The 22,629-nt window shown below is 56.7% G+C and carries 24 protein-coding genes; 16 read left to right on the forward strand and 8 right to left on the reverse strand.

All coding sequences use genetic code 11. From position 1 onward, the window contains the following. Positions 1–42: 42 nt before the first annotated feature. Positions 43–381, forward strand: a complete 339-nt coding sequence (glnB, locus tag ACOTZP_RS09340) for a nitrogen regulatory protein P-II (protein ID WP_003860685.1) — start codon at positions 43–45, stop codon at positions 379–381. Between the two features lie 80 nt (positions 382–461). Here glnB and hmpA read toward each other — a convergent pair whose 3' ends face one another. Continuing rightward, a complete protein-coding gene (hmpA, locus tag ACOTZP_RS09345) occupies positions 462–1,652 on the reverse strand; it encodes an NO-inducible flavohemoprotein (protein WP_032623756.1) in 1,191 nt (396 codons plus the stop codon). 304 nt (positions 1,653–1,956) lie between these two features. Between hmpA and glyA the strand changes: the two genes are divergently transcribed. Then, complete coding sequence (gene glyA / locus ACOTZP_RS09350) at positions 1,957–3,210, forward strand: serine hydroxymethyltransferase (RefSeq protein ID WP_003860678.1); 1,254 nt, start codon at positions 1,957–1,959, stop codon at positions 3,208–3,210. A 53-nt stretch (positions 3,211–3,263) separates the two neighbouring features. On the opposite strand, the gene ACOTZP_RS09355 is transcribed toward glyA, so the two are convergent. After that, positions 3,264–3,686, reverse strand: a complete 423-nt coding sequence (locus tag ACOTZP_RS09355) for a DoxX family protein (protein WP_038416512.1) — start codon at positions 3,684–3,686, stop codon at positions 3,264–3,266. 172 nt (positions 3,687–3,858) lie between these two features. On the opposite strand from ACOTZP_RS09355, the gene ACOTZP_RS09360 reads away from it, so the two are divergent. Then, positions 3,859–4,998, forward strand: a complete 1,140-nt coding sequence (locus ACOTZP_RS09360; RefSeq protein ID WP_003860673.1) for a 3-phenylpropionate MFS transporter — start codon at positions 3,859–3,861, stop codon at positions 4,996–4,998. Here ACOTZP_RS09360 and csiE read toward each other — a convergent pair whose 3' ends face one another. After that, positions 4,999–6,276, reverse strand: coding sequence for a stationary phase inducible protein CsiE (gene csiE / locus ACOTZP_RS09365; protein ID WP_421633697.1), 1,278 nt, complete (start codon positions 6,274–6,276; stop codon positions 4,999–5,001). Between the two features lie 125 nt (positions 6,277–6,401). Between csiE and ACOTZP_RS09370 the strand changes: the two genes are divergently transcribed. Then, entirely contained in the window at positions 6,402–7,040 is a 639-nt protein-coding gene (locus tag ACOTZP_RS09370) for a DUF1007 family protein (protein ID WP_022649022.1), read from the forward strand. Next, positions 7,031–8,011, forward strand: a complete 981-nt coding sequence (locus ACOTZP_RS09375) for a nickel/cobalt transporter (RefSeq protein ID WP_271074818.1) — start codon at positions 7,031–7,033, stop codon at positions 8,009–8,011. The genes ACOTZP_RS09370 and ACOTZP_RS09375 overlap by 10 nt, the downstream gene beginning before the upstream one ends. Before the next feature lie 60 nt (positions 8,012–8,071). On the opposite strand, the gene suhB is transcribed toward ACOTZP_RS09375, so the two are convergent. Continuing rightward, complete coding sequence (gene suhB, locus ACOTZP_RS09380) at positions 8,072–8,875, reverse strand: inositol-1-monophosphatase (protein WP_022649020.1); 804 nt, start codon at positions 8,873–8,875, stop codon at positions 8,072–8,074. A 132-nt stretch (positions 8,876–9,007) separates the two neighbouring features. Here suhB and trmJ point away from each other — a divergent pair, with 132 nt between their 5' ends. The 11 genes from trmJ (at position 9,008) to sseB (ending at position 17,858) form a co-directional block, all read left to right on the forward strand. Beyond that, positions 9,008–9,733 (forward strand): tRNA (cytosine(32)/uridine(32)-2'-O)-methyltransferase TrmJ, encoded by a 726-nt coding sequence (trmJ, locus tag ACOTZP_RS09385; protein WP_015572157.1) that lies wholly within the window; start codon positions 9,008–9,010, stop codon positions 9,731–9,733. Positions 9,734–9,955: 222 nt separating this feature from the next. After that, on the forward strand, positions 9,956–10,447 hold the full coding sequence (gene iscR, locus ACOTZP_RS09390) for a Fe-S cluster assembly transcriptional regulator IscR (RefSeq protein ID WP_003860665.1): 492 nt from the start codon (positions 9,956–9,958) through the stop codon (positions 10,445–10,447). Positions 10,448–10,564: 117 nt separating this feature from the next. Continuing rightward, positions 10,565–11,779 (forward strand): cysteine desulfurase, encoded by a 1,215-nt coding sequence (gene iscS, locus ACOTZP_RS09395; RefSeq protein ID WP_271074817.1) that lies wholly within the window; start codon positions 10,565–10,567, stop codon positions 11,777–11,779. Positions 11,780–11,803: 24 nt separating this feature from the next. Beyond that, a complete protein-coding gene (iscU, locus tag ACOTZP_RS09400) occupies positions 11,804–12,190 on the forward strand; it encodes a Fe-S cluster assembly scaffold IscU (RefSeq protein ID WP_003860661.1) in 387 nt (128 codons plus the stop codon). A 13-nt stretch (positions 12,191–12,203) separates the two neighbouring features. After that, the gene (gene iscA, locus ACOTZP_RS09405; RefSeq protein ID WP_003860659.1) at positions 12,204–12,527 is read left to right on the forward strand and encodes an iron-sulfur cluster assembly protein IscA; all 324 of its coding nucleotides are present in this window, start codon (positions 12,204–12,206) and stop codon (positions 12,525–12,527) included. A gap of 198 nt (positions 12,528–12,725) precedes the next feature. Then, positions 12,726–13,241: a co-chaperone HscB gene (hscB, locus tag ACOTZP_RS09410; RefSeq protein WP_063849990.1), complete on the forward strand. Its 516-nt coding sequence runs from the start codon at positions 12,726–12,728 to the stop codon at positions 13,239–13,241. 14 nt (positions 13,242–13,255) lie between these two features. Beyond that, positions 13,256–15,106 (forward strand): Fe-S protein assembly chaperone HscA, encoded by a 1,851-nt coding sequence (gene hscA, locus ACOTZP_RS09415; protein ID WP_271074816.1) that lies wholly within the window; start codon positions 13,256–13,258, stop codon positions 15,104–15,106. A 1-nt stretch (position 15,107) separates the two neighbouring features. Further along, a complete protein-coding gene (fdx, locus tag ACOTZP_RS09420) occupies positions 15,108–15,443 on the forward strand; it encodes an ISC system 2Fe-2S type ferredoxin (protein WP_003860652.1) in 336 nt (111 codons plus the stop codon). Between the two features lies 1 nt (position 15,444). Beyond that, the gene (iscX, locus tag ACOTZP_RS09425) at positions 15,445–15,645 is read left to right on the forward strand and encodes a Fe-S cluster assembly protein IscX (protein WP_003860650.1); all 201 of its coding nucleotides are present in this window, start codon (positions 15,445–15,447) and stop codon (positions 15,643–15,645) included. A gap of 53 nt (positions 15,646–15,698) precedes the next feature. Further along, entirely contained in the window at positions 15,699–16,985 is a 1,287-nt protein-coding gene (gene pepB, locus ACOTZP_RS09430) for an aminopeptidase PepB (RefSeq protein ID WP_271074815.1), read from the forward strand. Positions 16,986–17,081: 96 nt separating this feature from the next. Then, positions 17,082–17,858, forward strand: a complete 777-nt coding sequence (gene sseB, locus ACOTZP_RS09435) for an enhanced serine sensitivity protein SseB (RefSeq protein WP_271074814.1) — start codon at positions 17,082–17,084, stop codon at positions 17,856–17,858. Between the two features lie 17 nt (positions 17,859–17,875). On the opposite strand, the gene ACOTZP_RS09440 is transcribed toward sseB, so the two are convergent. The 4 genes from ACOTZP_RS09440 to ACOTZP_RS09455 all read right to left on the reverse strand — a co-directional run bounded on the left by ACOTZP_RS09440 (position 17,876) and on the right by ACOTZP_RS09455 (position 22,505). Continuing rightward, positions 17,876–18,646 (reverse strand): MurR/RpiR family transcriptional regulator, encoded by a 771-nt coding sequence (locus ACOTZP_RS09440; protein WP_023300717.1) that lies wholly within the window; start codon positions 18,644–18,646, stop codon positions 17,876–17,878. Further along, complete coding sequence (gene sseA, locus ACOTZP_RS09445) at positions 18,646–19,491, reverse strand: 3-mercaptopyruvate sulfurtransferase (RefSeq protein WP_063138181.1); 846 nt, start codon at positions 19,489–19,491, stop codon at positions 18,646–18,648. Before sseA ends, ACOTZP_RS09440 begins: the two co-directional genes overlap by 1 nt. Positions 19,492–19,580: 89 nt before the next feature. Continuing rightward, positions 19,581–20,948 carry a 6-phospho-alpha-glucosidase gene (locus tag ACOTZP_RS09450; RefSeq protein ID WP_271074813.1) on the reverse strand — a complete coding sequence of 456 codons (1,368 nt, stop codon included), beginning with the start codon at positions 20,946–20,948 and terminating at the stop codon, positions 19,581–19,583. A 12-nt stretch (positions 20,949–20,960) separates the two neighbouring features. Then, positions 20,961–22,505: a PTS transporter subunit EIIC gene (locus ACOTZP_RS09455; protein WP_038416508.1), complete on the reverse strand. Its 1,545-nt coding sequence runs from the start codon at positions 22,503–22,505 to the stop codon at positions 20,961–20,963. Positions 22,506–22,629 lie beyond the last annotated feature (124 nt).

The raw sequence follows: 22,629 nt of genomic DNA on the forward strand, positions 1-22,629 counted from the left end.
CGATTACGAGGCTGCTTACTGGCAAGAGTTTAAGGACCCACCATGAAAAAAATTGATGCGATTATTAAACCTTTCAAACTGGATGATGTACGTGAAGCGCTGGCAGAAGTAGGCATCACCGGGATGACCGTAACTGAAGTGAAAGGTTTTGGTCGTCAGAAGGGCCACACCGAGCTATACCGTGGCGCAGAGTACATGGTGGACTTTCTGCCGAAAGTGAAAATCGAGATCGTGGTGAGCGATGATATCGTCGATACCTGTGTGGATACCATCATCCGCACGGCGCAGACCGGTAAAATTGGCGACGGGAAAATCTTCGTCTTTGACGTGGCGCGCGTGATCCGTATCCGTACCGGCGAAGAAGACGACGCGGCGATTTAACATTCTTGCCGGGTGGCGCTGCGCTTACCCGGCCTACAGAACCCTTCGCAGGTCCGTGCAAGCGCAGCGCCGCCGGGCGATTACAGCACTTTATGCGGGCCGAAACATTCGTAATGAATGTTGTCTTTGTTCACGCCCAGGTCTACCAGCTGCTTCGCGGCATACTGCATAAACGCTACCGGCCCACACACGTAGAACTGCATCCCCGGTGCGCTAAACGCCCCTTCGTGCTGCCCTAAATTCATCAGGCCTTCGCTGTCAAAACGTGCCGCTGCGCGGTCAGCTTCCGTGGGTAAACGATACCAGGTATGCGCGGTAAAGTGTGGCAGACCCGCTCCGAGCGCTTTCACTTCATCTGCAAAGGCGTGCACATCACCGTTTTCGGCCGCGTGGAACCAGTTAACCTGCGCGCTGTGGTTTGATTTTGCCAGCGTATCCAGCATCGCCAGCATTGGCGTTTGACCAACACCTGCGGAAATCAGCGTCACCGGGGTACCCGATTCCACCGCCATAAAGAAATCACCCGCTGGCGCGGCCAGATGAACGATATCACCCACGCTGGCGACGTTATGCAGCCAGCTGGATACCTGACCGCCTTCCTCACGTTTAACCGCAATGCGATAGCCTTTGCCGTCTGGCTTGCGGGTCAGGGAGTACTGGCGAATCTCCTGGTGCGGGAAGCCTTCAGGCTTCAGCCAGACGCCCAGATACTGCCCCGGCTGGTAATCGGCAACTGGCTGGCCGTCCACCGGCTCAAACTCAAAGCTGGTAATCAGTGCGCTGCGCGGGGTTTTCTCAACGATGCGGAAAGCACGCGTGCCTTCCCAGCCGCCATTCTTGCTGGCGTTTTCGCTGTAGATCTGCGCTTCACGGTTGATGAACACGTTTGCCAGCACGCCGTATGCCTTACCCCAGGCATCCAGCACTTCCTGGCCCGGGCTGAACATTTCGTCCAGGGTTGCCAGCAGGTGACTGCCCACGATGTTGTACTGCTCAGGTTTGATCTGGAAGCTGGTGTGCTTCTGCGCGATTTTTTCCACCGCAGGCAGCAGAGCCGGCAGGTTTTCGATGTTGCTGGCATAGGCGGCAATAGCGTTAAACAGCGCTTCGCGCTGATCGCCGTTACGCTGGTTGCTCATGTTGAAAATCTCTTTGAGCTCCGGGTTATGCGCGAACATGCGATCGTAGAAATGAGCGGTCAGTTTAGGACCCGTTTCAACCAGCAGGGGGATTGTGGCTTTCACGGTAGCGATGGTTTGGGCGTCGAGCATAGCAGCTTCCTTCTGATGTTACTTTAATGATGTATTTTATATGCATCTTATAAAAATACCCCTGCAATGTAAATGGTTCTTTGCATCGTGAAAAATATGCATCACAAAGCTGAAAAGAAATCCGTTGAGAATGGCGAGAGCTTTATTGCTCAAACCCTTGCGTGGCGTGGAGGTAAACGTTTGCGTAAAATCGTTTGTCAAGACCTGTTATCGCAGAACTATTCAGTTATACTGTTGCCCGTCGTCCAACAGGACTGCCTTTTCAGGCCAAAAATTTACTTGTTAGCTGAGTCAGGAGATGCGGATGTTAAAGCGTGAAATGAACATTGCCGATTATGATGCCGAACTGTGGCAGGCTATGGAGCAGGAAAAAGTACGTCAGGAAGAGCACATCGAACTGATCGCCTCCGAAAACTACACCAGCCCGCGCGTGATGCAGGCGCAGGGTTCTCAGCTGACCAACAAATATGCTGAAGGTTATCCGGGCAAGCGCTACTACGGCGGTTGCGAATACGTTGATATCGTTGAGCAGCTGGCGATTGACCGTGCGAAAGAACTCTTTGGCGCTGACTACGCGAACGTCCAGCCGCACTCTGGCTCTCAGGCTAACTTCGCTGTTTACACCGCGCTGTTGCAGCCGGGCGATACCGTTCTGGGTATGAACCTGGCGCAGGGCGGCCACCTGACTCACGGCTCCCCGGTTAACTTCTCTGGCAAACTGTACAACATCATCCCTTACGGTATTGATGAGTCCGGTAAAATTGACTACGAAGACATGGCGAAGCAGGCCAAAGAGCACAAGCCGAAGATGATCATCGGTGGCTTCTCTGCTTACTCCGGCATCGTTGACTGGGCAAAAATGCGTGAAATCGCTGACAGCATCGGTGCGTACCTGTTCGTCGACATGGCGCATGTTGCCGGTCTGATTGCGGCAGGCGTTTACCCGAACCCGGTTCCACATGCGCACGTTGTGACCACCACCACCCACAAAACCCTGGCGGGTCCACGCGGTGGGCTGATCCTGGCGAAAGGCGGTGACGAAGAGCTGTACAAAAAGCTGAACTCCGCCGTGTTCCCAAGCGCCCAGGGCGGCCCGCTGATGCACGTTATCGCCGCGAAAGCCGTCGCGCTGAAAGAAGCGATGGAGCCAGAGTTCAAGGTTTATCAGCAGCAGGTTGCTAAAAACGCCAAAGCGATGGTGGAAGTGTTCCTGAACCGTGGCTACAAAGTGGTCTCTGGCGGGACTGAAAACCACCTGTTCCTGCTGGACCTGGTTGATAAGAACCTGACCGGTAAAGAAGCTGACGCAGCCCTCGGCCGCGCCAACATCACCGTGAACAAAAACAGCGTGCCAAACGATCCGAAGAGCCCGTTCGTGACCTCCGGTATCCGTATCGGTTCTCCGGCTGTCACTCGCCGCGGCTTTAAAGAAGCTGAAGTAAAAGAGCTGGCGGGCTGGATGTGTGACGTTCTGGACAACATCAATGACGACGCGGTTATCGAGCGCGTTAAAGGTAAAGTTCTGGACATCTGCGCACGCTTCCCGGTGTACGCATAATTCTGTGCGTTTCAGAACTGAAAAAGGCCGCTTATGCGGCCTTTTTTTATGGGCTAACGTCGGTCGAGGGAGATGGCCCCCGGCCCGGTAATCGCCAGCAAAATAAAGGCGCCAGCGATACTCACATTTTTATAGAAGTTAATCATATTTGGCAGGACCGCATCGCCCGTCATATCCCAGTAGTGGTGTCCAATCACCGCCGTCCCCAGCGTATAGAAGACAAAGATCACCGCGAGGGGGCGGGTAAAAAAGCCCAGAACGATCAGAATCGCGGCGGGGATTTCCATTACCACCGCAATAATCGCGGCCAGCATGGGCATGGGGGCGCCGAGCGACGTCATGTACTGAACGGTGCCGCTAAACCCCGTCAGCTTGGGATAACCGAAAATAATAAACAGGACCACGATAGCAATGCGGGCAATTAAAAGCAGGAGAGAACGAGAGGATCCGAAATCGAAATAACGTAAGCTGTTCATGGCAAACGACCTCTTCAGGCGATGTCTTATAAACGTAATACAGTTTTACCGCTCTCGCCATACGCTGTACGGCTGGTGATGATGTTAATTTTTAGTTAATTTATAGCGCGCTAACGACTTGCTAAAGTCAGGGATTAACGCCAGACTATCGCCTCCATTTCGGGAGGGATTCATGGTCTTGCATTCCACGCGCTGGCTGGCGCTCAGCTATTTCACCTATTTCTTTAGTTACGGTATTTTTTTGCCTTTCTGGAGCGTCTGGCTCAAGGGAATTGGTCTGACGCCTGAGACCATCGGCATCCTGCTGGGCGCGGGGCTGGTGGCACGTTTCCTGGGTAGCCTGCTGATAGCGCCCCGCGTCAGCGATCCCTCTCTGTTGATTAAAGCCGTGCGTATTCTGGCCCTGCTGACGCTGGTCTTTGCGGCCTGCTTCTGGGTCAGCCACCAGTTTGCCTGGCTGATGGTGGTGATGGTTGGCTTTAATCTGTTCTTCTCCCCGCTGGTGCCGCTGACGGATGCCCTGGCGAACACCTGGCAAAAGCAGATCACCATGGACTATGGCCGCGTGCGCCTGTGGGGATCGATTGCCTTCGTGATTGGCTCTGCGCTGGTCGGGAAACTGGTCAGCCTCTATGACTATCGCGCCATTCTGGCCCTGTTAACGCTCGGCATCGCCTCGATGCTGCTCGGTATGTTGCTGCGTCCGTCGGTGATGCCGCAGGGCGAAAGCCGCCATCAGGAGAGCGCTGGCTGGCCCGCCTGGCGCTCGCTGGTGGCGCAAAGCTGGCGTTTCCTGGCCTGCGTCTGTCTGCTTCAGGGGGCGCATGCGGCCTATTACGGCTTCAGCGCCATCTACTGGCAGGGGGCGGGCTACTCGGCTTCTGCGGTAGGCTACCTGTGGTCACTCGGCGTGGTAGCGGAGGTCATTATCTTCGCGCTGAGCCAAAAACTGTTCCGTCGTTTCGGGGCGCGTGACCTGCTGCTGCTTTCCGCCGTTTGCGGCGTAGCGCGCTGGGGCATCATGGGCTGGACGACGGAGCTGCCGTGGCTGATTGTGGCGCAAATTCTGCACTGCGGAACCTTCACCGTCTGCCATTTGGCGGCGATGCGCTATATCGCGGCGCGAGAGGGTGGGGACGTTATTCGTCTTCAGGCAGTCTATTCAGCGGTGGCGATGGGCGGCAGTATTGCGGTGATGACCGTATTTGCCGGTTTCCTCTATCAGCACCTGGGCCACGGTGTGTTCTGGGTGATGGCGCTGGTCGCTTTGCCGGCCATTGTCATCCGCCCTAAAGTCGCTGCTCGCACGTAACTAGGATTCGAGCATAACGCGAATATGTTCCTGCTGCTGCGTGTTCAGGGTCTCAACGGCATGAATGAGCGGCGGCGAGAACAGCGGCAGAGCGGTTGGATAAGGCGTAATAACCAGCGCCGCCTCGCGGGGGGCGCCCTCCTTCTTAAACGCTTCCAGGCTAAGATAACGAATATTGAGCGGCAGCAGCGTTAGCTCGCGAAGCTGCTGCTCAATTAACTCCTCGCAGGCTTTATCTTCCCACGTTAACAGGACCACCTGTTTTTCATGAAGATCGGTTTCCTGCATCAGCCAGGCACCAAAAATCACCGCCACCAGAGCCATCTCTTCACCGGAGAATCGCAGGCCAAATTCGGCTTCCAGCTCAAACAGCGCCTCTTTAGTGGTGCGCAGTAGCCGGGGGTATAGACGGTGGATCTCTTCCGGCAGACTGTTGTCGATGCCGATGTCAAATAAGGAGCGGTCCAGCGCCTGAGCCAGATGAATATACAGCTGATCGGTCAGCCCTTGCTCATCGCTGAAGTTCATCCCGGTTTGCGCCCGGAAACGGGCAATCATACGCACGATGGCCCGACGCAGGCGCTGATCCTGCTGGTGTTTATCCAGTACCGGGTCGGGTGTGCGGAGCATCATAAACAGCAGCGCCAGGAACAGCTGTTCATCACTGTGCGTTCCCTGCGGGACGCGCCGTTTCCAGTGACGGACAATTTCCTGCGCCGTAAAGTATTCCCCTCTCGATTGCGTCCAGCTGCGCTGAACGGTTGAAAACTCCGGCGTATTGCCCAGATGATGCTGAATAAGACAATATTGCAGATAAAGCTGTAAAAACTGTACGTCGCGGGACTCAAACTGGCGCTGAAGCTTGCGCGCGCAAAAGTTGATAAGCGCCCGAAGGTTCGCATCGTCATAAAGCGGGCGGGCAATGCCGTGCTGTTTGAGCGCGGTTTTTAAGGCAGGGGTAAACTGTTGGGCGACAAAATGTGGACACAGCCGAAGCGCCCTGCGCAGCCAGTGCAGCAGGCACAAACGCTGATTCAGGGCGGAGCCCTCAATACGGTAGCAACCGTCATGGTGCGTGACGATATCAAGCCGATGATAGCGCTGGATTTCATCGCGCGTCTCGGCTATATCTTGCCGTGCCAGGACGTCGTCCACGCCGTTGGCAGCGATTATGCTCTGTGCGGTGACGGCAGCATCGGGCAGGTAAAGCATCAAAAGCACCTGGCAACGGCGCTGCGAACTGGAAAGCACAGATGGAATTTCAAGCGTCGTCATCATCTGTCGGGTATCCAGTGTGAATGTTTGATAAGAATAGCTAAAGGATGGGCGCTGAAAAGCGCGCCGGCAGGCCTTTCATTCAGGATTGCTGGCGAACATCACAGAATTTTTGACGTGAGGAATTGATGCAAACAGTTAAACAAAGCGTGACAGCGTTATTTTTGGCGGTTATCACCTCCGCCGCCAGCGCACATCCTCACAGCTTTATCAGCCTGAAAACCGAACTGGTGACGGACGGCACACAGCTCAGCGGCCTGAAGATGCGCTGGACGATGGATGAAATCACCTCCGCCGACCTGCTGTACGATGCCGGAAACGCAAAGCCCGGCGACGAGATCTGGAAAAAGCTGGCGGCGGAAGTCATGGCCAACGTGCTGGGTCAGCACTACTTCACCGAGTTCTGGCACAACGGACAAAAGGTGAAATTTCTTAACCGTCCCACGGAGTACGGTATGACCCGCGACGGCCATCAGGCGGTGCTGACGTTTATCCTTCCGCTGGCGCACCCTCAGCCGCTGGCCGGGCAGAAGTACAGGTTTTCCACGTTTGACCCAACCTACTATGTCGATATGCATTACGCCCAGGACAGCGACGTACAGTTGCCAGAAATATTGCAAAAAAGCTGCAAAATTGCCGTGCACACGCCGACGCCCAGTGAAGAGACGCTGAACTTTGCCGTTTCCCTTGATAAAGAAGATGCGCCTCCAGAAGACATGGAATTAGGAAAACAGTTTGCGCAGGAGGTGACGTTACAATGTCAGTGATCTCCTCCCCCGTCAGTAAGCCGCGTCGCTGGCTGCACCTCTGGCCTCTGGCGCTCTTTTTGCTGTTAGCGTCTGGCGGCGCGCTCTGGCTGTGGCAGGCATGGCCGCAGGTGATGATGAAAAGTATCCTCTGGCAGCGGGAAGTTAATCAGCAGATGAGCGGGCTGCTGAAAGCCGTGGCGGAAAATCCGTCCAAAGCGGGCGGCTCTCTTCTGGCGTTCAGCTTTATCTATGGCGTGCTGCATGCCCTGGGGCCGGGGCACGGCAAAATCGTCATCACGACCTGGCTTGCCACCCATCCGTCGAATCTGAAATCGAGTATCGGCCTGACGCTGGCTTCCTCTTTACTTCAGGGCGGTGTGGCAATTGCGCTGGTCGTGGTCGTCCTTTCGCTGCTACAGCTCCCGGCCCGCCAGCTGCATATGAGCAGCTTCTGGCTGGAGAAGGGAAGTTACGCGCTGGTAGGCTTACTGGGGCTGATTCTCTGCTGGCGGGCGCTGAAAAAATTGCGCGCGTTGCTGCAAAAACCAAAATTCAAAATCTTTACGCCGCATCACCTTCACCATGAAAACTGCGGGTGCGGGCATCAGCATCTGCCGACGCAGGAACAATTACAGAATGGTGACGACTGGCGTGCGCGCCTGATGATTGTTCTCTCAATGGGGATGCGTCCATGCTCGGGCGCAATCATGGTGCTGTTGTTCAGCAAAGTGATAGGTGTATTTGGCTGGGGCATGATCTCGGCGCTGGCGATGGCGGCGGGAACATCTCTGACTATCTCTTCGTTAGCCTTGCTGGTGCACAGCTTCCGTCAGCTGGCGGTAAAACTCAGCGGCAATAAAACGCCGGTATTGTGGCGACAGGTTGGCTGGACGACGCTTGCGCTGGCGGGCGGGGTGATTCTGCTGGTGGCTGCGGTCACGATGTGGATAAGTGCGGTGCCGGTGGGAAGGGGGTTGCGGCCTTTTTAGCCATACCTGAGGGGTTTGTAGGCCCGGTAAGCGTAGCGCCACCGGGCTTAACAGACTGGATTAACGCTTCAGCGCATCGCTCAGTTCTTCACGCATGTTTGCCAGCATGGCTTTAACAACGCGCGGGTTACCTGCAACGATGTTGCCGGTAGACATATAGTTATGGCCGCCGGTGAAGTCACAAACAATCGCGCCAGCTTCACGTGCGATCAGCTCGCCCGCCGCGAAGTCCCACGGCTTCAGAGACAGCTCAAAGTAACCGTCAACGCGGCCGGTCGCCACGTAGGCCAGATCCAGTGCAGCAGAGCCGGTGCGACGGAAGTCCGCGCATTCGGTGAACAGTTTGCCGAGGATATTCATATAAGTGGTTGCGTGCTGCTTCGCCTTGAACGGGAAGCCGGTCGCCAGAATCGTGCCGTCCAGATCGCGTGCATTGCTGCAGCGCAGACGGTAGCCGTTCAGCTGCGCGCCCTGACCGCGGGTCGCGGTGAACAGTTCGTTACGCATTGGATCGTAAACAACGGCGACTTCAGTACGGCCTTTGATGCGTACTGCGATAGACACAGAGAAGTGTGGCAGGCGCTTAACGAAGTTGGTGGTGCCATCCAGTGGATCGATAACCCATTGAACATCCTGATCGGTACCTTCATGTTCACCGCTTTCTTCGGTGATGATGGTGTGCTGCGGGTAAGATTTGCGGATCGTTTCGATAATAATCGCTTCGGCGGCTTTATCGACGTTAGTCACGAAATCATTGCTGCCTTTCTGGCTGGTTTCTACGGAGTCTGGGGTTTCGTAGTGTTTGGCAATTACATTACCCGCCTTGCGCGCTGCGCGCACGGCGATGGTCAGCATCGGATGCATCGGTCTCTCTCACTGGATGTTAAAGAACAGGAAAATCGGCGCAGAGTATAGCAGCGGGATCGGATTATGTCTCTCGTTTATGATAATATGCCCGAATATTCTTCAGACACTGAATCCAGACATCTAAAAATTATGCTGCAAAACATTCGAATCGTGCTGGTTGAAACATCGCACACCGGCAACATGGGCTCTGTGGCCCGCGCTATGAAAACCATGGGCTTAACGAACCTGTGGCTGGTTAATCCGCTGGTGAAACCAGACTCTCAGGCTATTGCGCTGGCGGCCGGCGCCAGCGACGTGATTGGGAATGCACAGATTGTGGACACCCTGGACGAAGCCCTGGCCGGTTGCAGTCTGGTGGTGGGGACCAGCGCGCGCTCCCGTACGCTGCCCTGGCCGATGCTGGACCCGCGCGAATGCGGCCTGAAAAGTATCTCAGAAGCGGAGCAGGCGCCGGTTGCGCTGGTGTTTGGTCGCGAACGCGTTGGCCTGACCAACGAGGAACTACAGAAGTGCCACTACCACGTGGCGATTGCCGCCAACCCGGAATACAGCTCGCTGAACCTGGCGATGGCGGTGCAGGTGATTGCCTACGAAGTGCGCATGGCATGGCTGGCGACGCAGGAAAAACCGGTCGAACCTAAAGAAGAGACGGCCTACCCGCTGGTGGACGATCTGGAGCGCTTCTACGGCCACCTGGAGCAGACGCTGCTCTCTACCGGCTTTATCCGTGAAGGCCATCCAGGGCAGGTGATGAACAAGCTGCGCCGTATGTTCACCCGGGCGCGCCCGGAAAGCCAGGAGCTGAACATCCTGCGCGGGATCCTGGCGTCGATTGAGCAGAAGAATAAAGAGTAGTAGTGCAGTGTGTTTTTCCCTCTCCCTGTGGGAGAGGGCCGAGGTGAGGGCATCAGTCCGCACCTTTGTTATGAAGGCACAGAAGGTTAAATACCTGACTAAAACAGTCAAGTAAATAGTTGACCAATTTAGTCAGGAATGTCAGACTTGGCCCTGCTATGCAATACCCCCATTTTACAATAAAAAACCCCGGGCAGGGGCGAGTTTGAGGTTAAGTAAGACATGAGACTGACATCTAAAGGGCGTTATGCCGTGACCGCGATGCTGGACGTTGCGCTCAACTCCGAAGCGGGCCCGGTTCCGTTGGCTGATATTTCTGAACGACAGGGGATCTCCCTCTCTTATCTGGAACAGCTGTTCTCCAGACTGCGTAAAAATGGACTGGTGTCCAGCGTTCGTGGCCCGGGCGGCGGTTATCTCCTGGGTAAAGACGCGGGCAGTATTGCGGTTGGCGAAGTGATTAGCGCAGTTGACGAATCCGTTGACGCGACCCGTTGCCAGGGCAAAGGCGGCTGTCAGGGCGGCGATAAATGCCTGACCCACGCGCTGTGGCGCGATCTGAGCGACCGTCTGACCGGCTTCCTGAATAACATCACCCTGGGTGAGCTGGTTAATAACCAGGAAGTTCTGGATGTTTCTGGTCGTCAGCACAGTCAGGATTCACAACGCAGCACCCGCACGCAGGACGCCATCGACGTTAAACTGCGCGCGTAATTAAAAAGATAAGTATTCAGAATCAGGCCGGGGTGGTCACACCCCGCGTACTCGGTCGTACATCCAGCCGGTTGCCTGATTCCTTGCATTGAAGCGATGTACGGAGTTTATAGAGCAATGAAATTACCGATTTATCTCGACTACTCCGCAACCACGCCGGTGGACCCGCGTGTTGCCGAGAAAATGATGCAGTGTCTGACCCTGGACGGAAACTTTGGTAACCCAGCTTCCCGTTCACACCGTTTTGGCTGGCATGCTGAAGAGGCGGTTGATATCGCCCGTAATCAGATTGCTGACCTGGTCGGTGCCGACCCGCGTGAAATTGTTTTCACCTCCGGTGCGACCGAATCCGACAACCTGGCGATCAAAGGTGCAGCCAACTTTTATCAGAAAAAAGGCAAGCACATCATCACCAGCAAAACCGAACACAAAGCCGTGCTGGACACCTGCCGTCAGCTGGAGCGTGAAGGGTTCGAAGTGACTTACCTGGCGCCGCAGAGCAACGGGATCATCGACCTGAAAGAGCTCGAAGCGGCGATGCGTGATGACACCATTCTGGTTTCCATCATGCACGTTAACAACGAAATCGGTGTTGTGCAGGACATCGCCACCATCGGCGAAATGTGCCGTGCGCGCGGCATCATCTACCACGTGGATGCGACCCAGAGCGTGGGCAAACTGCCTATTGACCTGAGCCATCTGAAAGTGGACCTGATGTCCTTCTCCGGTCACAAAATCTATGGCCCGAAAGGGATCGGCGCGCTGTACGTTCGTCGTAAGCCACGTATCCGCATCGAAGCACAGATGCACGGCGGCGGTCACGAGCGCGGCATGCGTTCCGGTACTTTGCCTGTTCACCAGATCGTGGGGATGGGCGAAGCGTATCGCATCGCGAAAGAAGAGATGGAAAGCGAGATGGCACGCCTGCGTACGCTGCGTAACCGTCTTTGGGACGGCGTGAAGGATATGGAAGAAGTCTATCTGAACGGCGATCTCGAGCAGGGCGCGCCCAACATCCTCAACGTCAGCTTCAACTATGTTGAAGGCGAGTCGCTGATCATGGCGCTGAAAGACCTGGCCGTTTCTTCCGGTTCTGCCTGTACGTCTGCAAGCCTGGAGCCATCCTACGTGCTGCGTGCGCTGGGCATGACTGACGAGCTGGCGCACAGCTCTATCCGTTTCTCTTTAGGTCGTTTCACTACCGAAGAAGAGATTGACTACACCATCAAACTGGTTCGTAACTCCATCGGCCGTCTGCGCGACCTTTCTCCACTGTGGGAAATGTTCAAGCAGGGCGTGGATCTGAACAGCATTGAATGGTCACATCACTAATCGGTACATAAGGAGAATTCAATCATGGCATACAGCGAAAAAGTTATCGATCATTACGAGAACCCGCGCAACGTTGGCTCTTTTGACAACAGCGACGAATCTGTCGGTAGCGGTATGGTTGGCGCGCCAGCGTGTGGCGACGTGATGAAGTTGCAGATTAAAGTCAACAATGAAGGTATCATTGAAGACGCGCGCTTCAAGACCTACGGCTGCGGTTCTGCTATCGCCTCCAGCTCCCTGGTCACCGAGTGGGTGAAGGGCAAGTCTCTGGACGAAGCACAGGCAATCAAAAACACGGACATTGCTGAAGAACTCGAACTGCCGCCGGTGAAAATTCACTGTTCAATTCTGGCAGAAGACGCGATCAAAGCCGCCATTGCGGATTACAAAAGCAAACGTGAAGCAAAATAATTGAGGTTTGAGTATGTCGATTACCCTTAGCGACAGCGCTGCCGCGCGAGTAAGCTCTTTTCTGGCGAACCGTGGTAAAGGCTTTGGCCTGCGACTGGGCGTACGTACCTCCGGCTGTTCTGGTATGGCTTACGTACTGGAGTTTGTTGACGAACCGGCGTCTGATGACACCGTGTTTGAAGACAAGGGCGTGAAGGTGGTGGTCGATGGCAAAAGCCTGCAATTTCTCAACGGCACTCAGCTGGACTTTGTAAAAGAAGGCCTGAACGAAGGGTTCAAATTTACGAACCCGAACGTCAAAGACGAGTGTGGTTGCGGCGAAAGCTTCCACGTTTAACCGCGTTCCGCTGTTATACCGATTAATTCGTGTTGCAGAAAGGCGGCAAGCGAGTGAATCCCCGGGAGCTTACTTAAGTAAGTGACTGGGGTGAACGAGCGCAGACAACGCATCTGCAGCGCGAAGTAAGAAGGTATAACCCCACCGTGGCTGTGCTACGCGTGGGGTTTGTTCTAACAGGCTACCCCTGAGATTGTTATGGATTACTTCACTCTCTTCGCACTACCCGCTCAATACCCGATTGATCTCCAGGCGCTGACGATCCGTTTTCAGGATCTCCAGCGTCAGTACCATCCGGATAAATTCGCCAGCGGGACGCAGGCAGAGCAGCTGGCTGCGGTATCACACTCCGCAACCATCAACCAGGCCTGGCAAACGCTGCGTCATCCGCTGGCGCGTGCAGAATATCTGCTCTCGCTCCACGGTTTTGATCTGGCGAGCGAACAGCATACCGTGCGCGACACCGCGTTTCTGATGGAGCAGCTGGAGCTTCGCGAAGAGCTGGATGAAATTGAACAGGCTAAAGACGAAGCGCGTCTGGAACGTTTTCTCCAGCGCGTAAAGGGCATGTTCGATACCCGCCATCAGCAGATGGTTGAGCAACTGAACAACGAGACCTGGGACGTGGCGGCAGACACTGTGCGCAAACTCCGTTTTCTCGATAAACTGCGAAGCAGTGCTGAACAACTCGAAGAAAAGCTGCTCGATTTTTAATTTCGGAAGCAATTATGGCCTTATTACAAATTAGTGAGCCAGGCTTAAGCGCCGCACCGCACCAGCGTCGTCTGGCGGTCGGTATTGACCTGGGCACCACCAATTCTCTCGTGGCGACCGTGCGTAGCGGCCAGGCGGAAACGCTGGCTGACGAGCAGGGCCGCCATCTGCTGCCTTCCGTGGTCCACTACCAGCAGCAGGGTCACGCTGTCGGCTTTGATGCCCGCGCCAATGCCGCGCGCGATCCGGCTAACACCATCAGCTCGGTTAAGCGCATGATGGGCCGCTCGCTGGCGGATATCCAGACCCGTTATCCGCATCTGCCGTACCAGTTACAGGCCAGCGAAAACGGCCTGCCGATGATTGCGACATCTGCCGGTCTGCTGAACCCGATTCGTGTTTCCGCTGACATCCTCAAAGCGCTGGCGGCGCGCGCGACGGCGACGCTCGGTGGCGATCTGGACGGCGTGGTAATCACCGTTCCGGCCTACTTCGACGATGCACAACGTCAGGGCACCAAAGACGCCGCGCGTCTGGCGGGCCTGCACGTGCTGCGTCTGCTGAACGAACCGACAGCGGCAGCCATTGCCTACGGCCTCGATTCCGGTCAGGAAGGGGTGATTGCGGTTTACGATCTCGGCGGCGGGACGTTTGATATCTCTATCCTGCGCTTAAGCCGCGGTGTGTTCGAAGTGCTGGCCACCGGCGGGGATTCCGCGCTCGGCGGCGATGACTTCGACCATCTGCTGGCGGACTACATCCGCGAGCAGGCGGGCATCAGCGATCGCAGCGATGCGCGCGTCCAGCGTGAACTGCTGGATGCGGCCATCGACGCCAAAATCGCCCTGAGCGATGCGCAGTCCGTCAGCGTGAACGTCGCAGGCTGGCAGGGTGAGATCACCCGCGACCAGTTCAGCGAACTGATTGCGCCTCTGGTTAAGCGTACCCTGCTGGCCTGCCGTCGCGCATTGAAAGATGCGGGCGTTGAGGCTAACGAGGTGCTGGAAGTGGTCATGGTTGGCGGCTCAACCCGCGTGCCGCTGGTACGTGAGCGCGTAGGGGAATTCTTTGGCCGCACGCCGCTAACCTCTATCGACCCGGACAAAGTGGTTGCCGTGGGTGCCGCTATCCAGGCCGATATCCTGGTCGGCAACAAGCCGGACAGCGAAATGCTGCTGCTGGACGTCATCCCGCTGTCTCTGGGTTTAGAAACCATGGGCGGCCTGGTGGAGAAAGTTATTCCCCGTAACACCACCATTCCGGTGGCGCGCGCGCAGGAGTTTACGACCTTCAAAGACGGCCAGACCGCGATGTCCATCCACGTGATGCAGGGCGAGCGCGAGCTGGTGCAGGACTGCCGCTCTCTGGCGCGCTTTGCGCTGCGCGGAATTCCGGCGCTGCCGGCGGGCGGGGCGCATATTCGCGTCACCTTCCAGGTGGATGCGGACGGTCTCCTGAGCGTGACGGCGTTGGAAAAATCCACCGGCGTCGAATCGTCCATTCAGGTGAAGCCGTCCTACGGCCTGACCGATGGCGAAATCGCCTCCATGATTCAGGACTCAATGAGCTACGCCGAGCAGGATGTGAAGGCGCGTATGCTGGCGGAACAAAAAGTGGAAGCCGCACGCGTGCTGGAAAGCCTGAACGGCGCGCTTGCTGCCGATGCCGCGCTGTTAAGCGCCGCTGAGCGCCAGGTAATTGACGACGCTGCCGCGCGCTTAAGCGTAGTCGCCGAAGGCAATGACGCTGACGCAATAGAAGAAGCCATTAAAAACGTTGATAAACAAACCCAGGACTTCGCTGCTCGCCGCATGGACAAATCTGTCCGCGTCGCGCTGAAAGGCCAGTCCGTGGACGAGGTTTAATATGCCAAAGATTGTTATTTTGCCTCATGCGGACCTCTGTCCGGATGGCGCTGTTCTGGAAGCGAAGACCGGTGAAACCATTCTCGATGTAGCCCTGCGTGCAGGTATCGAAGTGGAACACGCCTGTGAAAAATCCTGTGCCTGCACCACCTGCCACTGCATCGTGCGTGAAGGTTTTGATTCTCTCGCCGAGAGCACCGAAGACGAAGACGACATGCTGGACAAAGCATGGGGTCTGGAGCCAGACAGCCGCTTAAGCTGCCAGGCGGCGGTGACCGATGAAGATCTGGTCGTGGAATTCCCACGCTACACCATCAACCACGCACGCGAGCATTAATATGGGACTGAAGTGGACAGACAGCCGTGAAATCGGCGAAGCGCTCTACGACGCGAACCCGGATCTCGATCCGAAGACCGTACGATTCACCGACATGCATCAGTGGATCTGCGATTTAGAGGATTTTGACGACGATCCAAACGCATCCAATGAAAAAATTCTGGAGGCGATTCTGTTAGTCTGGTTAGATGAAGCAGAGTAAATCACTTAACGGGCTGCCTTCAGGCGGCCCGTTTGCTAATAAGGACAAATAAAATGACCGAAGCGATGAAGATTACGCTCTCCACGCAGCCAGCCGACGCACGCTGGGGCGAGAAAGCCACCTGGAGCATCAATAACGACGGTATTACCCTGCACCTGACGGGTAACGATGATTTGGGCCTGATCCAGCGCGCCGCGCGTAAAATTGACGGCCTGGGCATTAAGCATGTCACTCTGACTGGCGAAGGCTGGGACACCGACCGCAGCTGGGCTTTCTGGGCGGGTTACAAAGGCCCGAAAGGCACCCGTAAAATTGAGTGGGCGAACCTCGATGAAGCCGGTCAGAAAGAGCTGGAAAGCCGCCTGAAAATTATCGACTGGGTGCGCGACACCATCAACGCCCCGGCGGAAGAGTTGGGGCCTGAGCAGCTGGCGCAGCGCGCGGTTGACCTGCTGTGCGGCGTGGCGGACGACAAGATGTCCTACCGCATCACCAAAGGTGAAGACCTGCGCGAACAAAATTACATGGGTATCCACACCGTGGGCCGTGGCTCCGAGCGTCCTCCGGTCCTGCTGGCGCTGGATTACAACCCAACCGGCGATAAAGAAGCGCCGGTCTTTGCCTGTCTGGTCGGGAAAGGTATCACCTTCGATACCGGCGGTTACAGCCTTAAGCAGAGCGCGTTCATGGACTCCATGAAGTCCGACATGGGCGGCGCGGCGACCATTACCGGCGCGCTGGCGTTCGCCATCACCCGTGGTCTGAACAAGCGCGTGAAGCTCTACCTGTGCTGCGCGGATAACATGGTGAGTGGCAACGCCTTCAAGCTGGGCGACATCATTCGCTACCGCAACGGTAAAAATGTTGAGGTGATGAACACCGATGCCGAAGGCCGTCTGGTGCTGGCCGATGGCCTGATCGACGCCTCTGCGCAGAAGCCGGAGCTGATTATCGACATGGCGACCCTGACCGGCGCGGCGAAAACTGCCCTTGGCAACGATTACCATGCGCTGTTCAGCTTCGACGACAAGCTGGCCGCTCGCCTGCTGGCCAGCGCGGCGGCGGAAAACGAGCCGTTCTGGCGTCTGCCGCTGGCCGAGTTCCACCGCAGCCAGCTGCCGTCTAACTTCGCCGAGCTGAACAACACCGCGAGCGCGGCGTACCCGGCGGGAGCCAGTACCGCAGCAGGCTTCCTGTCTCACTTCGTTGAGAACTACCATGAAGGCTGGCTGCACATTGACTGCTCCGCAACCTACCGTAAAGCGGCGGTTGAGAAGTGGTCAGCAGGCGCAACCGGTCTGGGTGTGCGTACCGTGGCGAACCTGCTGACGGCTGAGTGATCTTTTTTGCCGGGTGGCGCTACGCTTACCCGGCCTACAAAACCCGTAGGCCCGTGCAAGCGTAGCGCCACCGGGCAATTGTGAAGTAGCCAAACTATGTCAGAAACCAAAAACGAATTAGAAACCCTGCTGGAGCAGGCGGCGACCGAGCCCGCCCACCGTCCGGCCTTTTTCCGCACGCTGCTGAAATCCACCGTCTGGGTGCCGGGCACCGCAGCAGAAGGGGAGCAGGTTGTCGAAGACAGCGCCCTGGATCTGCTGCACTGGGAGAAAGACGACGGCACGTCGGTGATCCCGTTCTTTACCTCGCTCGAGGCCTTGCAGGAAGCGGTAGAAGACGAACAGGCGTTCGTGGTGATGCCGGTGCGCACGCTGTTCGAAATGACCCTGGGGCAGACGCTATTCCTCAATGCCAAACTGCCGACCGGGAAAGAGTTCACTCCGCGTGAAATCAGCCATCTGATTGGTGAAGAAGGCAACCCGCTCAGCACCCAGGAGGTGCTGGAAGGGGGCGAAACGCTGCTGCTGTCTGAAGTGGCCGAGCCGCCCGCGCAGATGATTGACTCCCTAACCACGCTGTTTAAAACCATCAAGCCGGTGAAACGCGCGTTCCTCTGCTCCATCAAAGAGAGCGCTGACGAAAAGCCTGTTCTGCTGATTGGGATTGAGGCCGACGGCGATGTTGAGGAGATCATCCAGGCGGCGGGAAGCGTAGCGACCGACACGCTCCCGGGCGATGAGCCGATTGATATCTGTCAGGTGAAGAAAGGTGAGCAGGGCATCAGCCACTTTATTACCGAGCACATCACTCCGTTCTACGAGCGTCGCTGGGGCGGCTTCCTGCGCGATCTCAAGACCAACCGCATTATCTGATTACGGCGGGGTGACCTTCACCCCGTTGCTTCCAGCAACAGTAAATCCATCAGCAGCACCAGATTCGACTCAAACGACGTCACCCCTGCGGCTTCGGCGGCGAAATGTACCGCTTCGTCATAGAGGGCAAAATGCACGTCGGCCATACCTGCCAGCGTATTGGCCGACGCGCGGGTAAACGCGACGATCGTCATGCCGACGTTTTTGGCGATCCGCGCTTTATCCAGCACCTGCTCCGTTTCGCCGCTGCGCGAAACGGCAATAAATACCTGATAGCGTGCGGCGTTGCTGAGAAAAATATTCCGGCTGTCCCCCGGTCCGGAGATGAACGCGGTTTTTCCCAGCACCTGCAACTTCTTGGTCAGGTACTCGGCAAAAAGATATGAAAACCCGGCGCCGTAGAGAAAGAAGCTCTCTTTCTGGCGCAGCAGGCTGGCAAACTGCTGGCGTTTGTCCTGGGTAACCCACTGGAAGGTCTGCTGATAGTTGGCAATAAACCGGGCAAAAAGCGCGGGCATTTCTGCATGTTGCGCAGACTGTACGGTGATCCGCGGCGTGTCAGAAAGCAGCTGCTTGCAGTGCCAGATAAACTCGCTAAATCCGCTGAAGCCCAGCTTCTGGCACAGCCGCATAATCGTCGCGGTGGAAACAAATGTCGCCAGCGCCAGCTCGCGCACCGTGATATTGCCCACCAGCAGCGGATGCTCAGTGAGGTGGGCGAGGACGCGATACTCCGCGCGGGTCAGTGACGACCCGCGTGTTAACAGCGTTGCCAGGCGGTTATCCATTATTTCGCCGGTTCAACCGGCAGATCGTCCCGTGCACCCCATTCACTCCAGGCGCCGTCATACAGCGTCACGTCATTCGCGCCAAGGGTTGCCAGCGCCAGGATCACCACGCAGGCCGTCACGCCGGAGCCGCAGCTGGCAATAACCGGACGATGCAAATCCACGCCCTGACGTTCAAAAATGGCACGCAATTCATCGGTGGTTTTCAGCTCGCCTTCAAACACCAGATCGCCCCACGGCACGTTCAGCGCCCCCGGGATATGTCCGCGCTTCAGCCCCGGACGCGGTTCATCCGCTTCTGCATTGAAGCGCGGAGCAGGACGGGCATCGACGATTTGGGCCGTTTTTTCATGGCTTACGACCAGCACGTCGGTCAGGCGTTTCACCACGTGTGCGTCGAACGTGGCATCGAATTCGCCTTCCGGCAGCGTCACGTCGCCCTGCTGAAGCGGCAGCTCGTCGCGCTTCCAGCCCGCAAGCCCGCCCGCCAGAATCGACACTTTTTCCACGCCGAAGTTTTTCAGCATCCACCACGCCCGCGGGGCGGAGAAGAGGTTACCCTCATCGTAAACAACGAGGTGTTTGTCTTTGCTGATGCCGAGCTCGCGCATCGCCACGGAAAACGCTTCCGGACGAGGCAGCATGTGCGGCAGGGGAGAGGTGTGATCGGAGAGAGCTTCGATATCGAAAAAAACCGCGCCAGGCAGGTGCCCTGCGCGATATTCAGCGGGAACGTCACGATGCTCCTGGCCCGGAGGGGCCATGCGCGCGTCGATAATCTGAACTTCCGGGTCGTCGCCGTGCTCAATCAGCCAGTCGGCGGCGACAAAATATGAGGTGGACATGGTTGCCTCCATTCTTTTCCGTAAAAAAGGATTGTCGGTGTTTTTTCTGACACCGACAAGTTAACCACGTTCAACTCGCGAGCAAGCCCCTATTTTTTCACCGCTTCACCGTCCTGCCATGCCTTTTGCAGCGCTGGCCAGTAGTCGCGGTTGGCTTCGATCATCTCATCCAGAATCGCTTTCGCGTGCTCCATGGTCGGCACGGTGCGGTTCAGAGTAAACGCCTGCAACGCTTTCTCGTAGCTGCCTTCGATGGTTGCCTCCACCAGCAGCTGTTCAGAAGCGAGCTGCTGTTGCAGGAGCGTCTGGTGGAACAACGGCACCTGACCCACGCGGACAGGCTCCGGCCCTTCGGAGGTGATATAGGCAGGTACTTCCACCACCGCATCGCACGGCAGATTGGTAATCGCCCCGCGGTTTTCCACCATCACCAGATGACGTTGGCGCAGGTTGAATGCCAGCGAGCAGGCGACATCGACGATAAATTCGCCGTGAACACCTACGTGGAAGGCGTCCGGTAAGATCCCGCTGCGCTGGTACTCTTCGGCGGCGGCAAACAGCTTTTTCTCACGTCCGTTCATCACTTCGTTGGCCCGGGTATAGTCGGGGTTCTGATGCTCCACAATCTGGTTCGGCATCAGGTAGTACTGTAGATACGGGTTCGGCAGGTACTCCGGGAAGTTATCCATAATCGGCTTGATGTTGCGCCAGGTTTTCACCCACGACGGATCCGAGTGCTGCGGGTCGGTTTTTGCCGCATCTTCCGTCAGCAGGCCAAACTTCGCGATATGTTTACGCAGCTCCGGTAATTTGTCCTCGCCGTCCACCAGCACGCGGGTAAACCAGCCGAAGTGGTTGAGGCCAAAATAGTCCACCTCCAGTTTATGACGGTCCACGCCCAGAATGGCGCCCATATTGCGCATCGCGGCGACAGGCATATCGCAGATGTTCAGCACGCGTGCGTTGGGGCGCAGGCGACGCACGCCCTCAGCGACGATCGCCGCCGGGTTGGAGTAGTTCACGATCCACGCCTTTTCGTGCGCGTAGCGTTCCACCCTATCGATCAGCTCTACCATCGGCAGGATCGTACGCAGGCCATATGCCAGCCCGCCGGGTCCGCAGGTTTCCTGGCCGACCACTCCGTGGCGCAGCGGAATTTTTTCATCCTGCTCGCGCATTTTGTACTGTCCGACGCGCATCTGAGCAAAAACAAAATGCGCGCCGCTGAAGGCCACCTCCGGATCGCTGGTGACCGTGAATTTGATGCTCTGGCTGTGGTCGCGAATGACCTTTTCCACCACGGGCGCAATGGTGTTCTGGCGCGCCTCGTCGATGTCATACAGGCGAATCTCTGCCAGGGGGAAATCGTGCAGGCGTACCATCAGGCTTTTCACTATACCTGGCGTGTAGGTGCTGCCGCCGCCGGCAATCGACAGAATGAATGGGGGTGTTAACATCTTTAGCTCCTTTCAGAGAAACGTCTCAACGGCTTCTCGCATTTTTTTGACATGCAGCCCGTAGACCACCTGAACGTTGTTACCTTGTTTGATAATCCCTTTCGCGCCGGTCGCTTTCAGGCGCGGTTCGTCGATGATGGCGACGTCCTTCACCGTGACGCGTAAGCGGGTGTAGCAGTTATCAACCACCTGAATGTTTTCCCGACCGCCCAGACCGACGACGATCGATTCGCCCAGACCGTCGTTATTTCCCTTCGCCTGGTATTCCTGTTTGCTGTAGAGGCGCGTCTCCCGATCGTCATCTTCACGACCGGGCGTTTTCATGTTGAAACGCAGGATCAGGAAGCGGAACACCACGAAATAAAGGGCGAACATGATCAGCCCGACCACGATGTACATGGGCCAGTTGGACTTTTCCGTGCCGAGCGGCAGGTTGTAGAGGATAAAATCGATAATTCCGTTGGCGCCGATGGCGTGAACGCCAAACAGGGTGAACAGCATCATGCCAATGCCGGTCAGCACCGCATGCACCACGAACAACAGCGGGGCGACAAACAGGAAAGAGAACTCGATCGGCTCGGTTACGCCGACCAGCAGCGAGGTCAGCGCCGCCGGGATCAGAATGGCTTTCGCAATCGCTTTACGCTCTGGCTTCGCGGTCATGTACATCGCCAGCGCGGCGGCGGGAAGGCCGAACATCTTGCTGATGCCGCGAGCATCCCACACCACGGTGCTGCTGAGCTGCTTCACGTCCGGGCAGGCCATCTCGGCGAAGTAGATATTGCGCGCGCCCTGGTAAGCCGTACCGCACACCTCCTGCGTACCGCCCAGTTCGGTATACAGGAACGGCGTATAGACCAGATGATGCAGGCCCGTCGGCACCAGAATGCGTTCAAGGAAACCGTAGATCGCCACCCCAAACGGACCGGACCCTTTGATCGCCAGCGCCAGGGCGCTTATTCCATGCTGTGCGTACGGCCAGAGTTCGCTCATGACCACGCCGAGCAGCATAGAGACTGGCAACATCACAATCGCGACAAAGCAGTGGCCGGAGTATATCGCCATCGCGCCGTTAAACTGGACACCGGAATATTTGTTGTACAGATAACCGGAGAGCGCCCCGGTCAGGATCCCGGCGAAAACGCCCATCTCCAGCACCTGTACGCCCAGAACCATGCTTTGTCCGGCGGCTTTCATCTGCTCTGCAGGGGCCAGTTCTCCCTGAAGCTGTAACGTCACGTTCATCGCGTTAATGAATACGATAAAGGTCACCAGCCCAATCAGCGCCGCGTAGCCTTTGTCTCGGGTTGCCAGGCCAATGGGGATCCCGACGGCAAACACCAGCGCCAGGTTGACCAGCACCGACACGGCAGATTTGGCGATCAGCTGGCCGACACTCTGGATCAGCGGATGGCCGAGAAACGGCAGGTACTCGGCCAGATTGCCGTTACCCAGCACATTCCCAAAGGCGATAAACAGACCGACGATAGGTAAGATAAGTACAGGTCCGTAAAGTGATTTTCCGAAATTTTGTAGGGCGTTCACGGCTCGTTTCATGGCTTTCTCTCTTATTGAACCGCGCACTCGGGGTGCGTCATGGTCATAAAACTAGCAGGCATGATGCGAGCTTATCCAGCTATCTTCTTGTTTTAAAAACAAATGACGCGAAAGGTAACATGTT

The organism is Enterobacter cloacae complex sp. SYL001 (assembly GCF_049237025.1).
GTDB classification, from domain to species: domain Bacteria; phylum Pseudomonadota; class Gammaproteobacteria; order Enterobacterales; family Enterobacteriaceae; genus Enterobacter; species Enterobacter intestinihominis.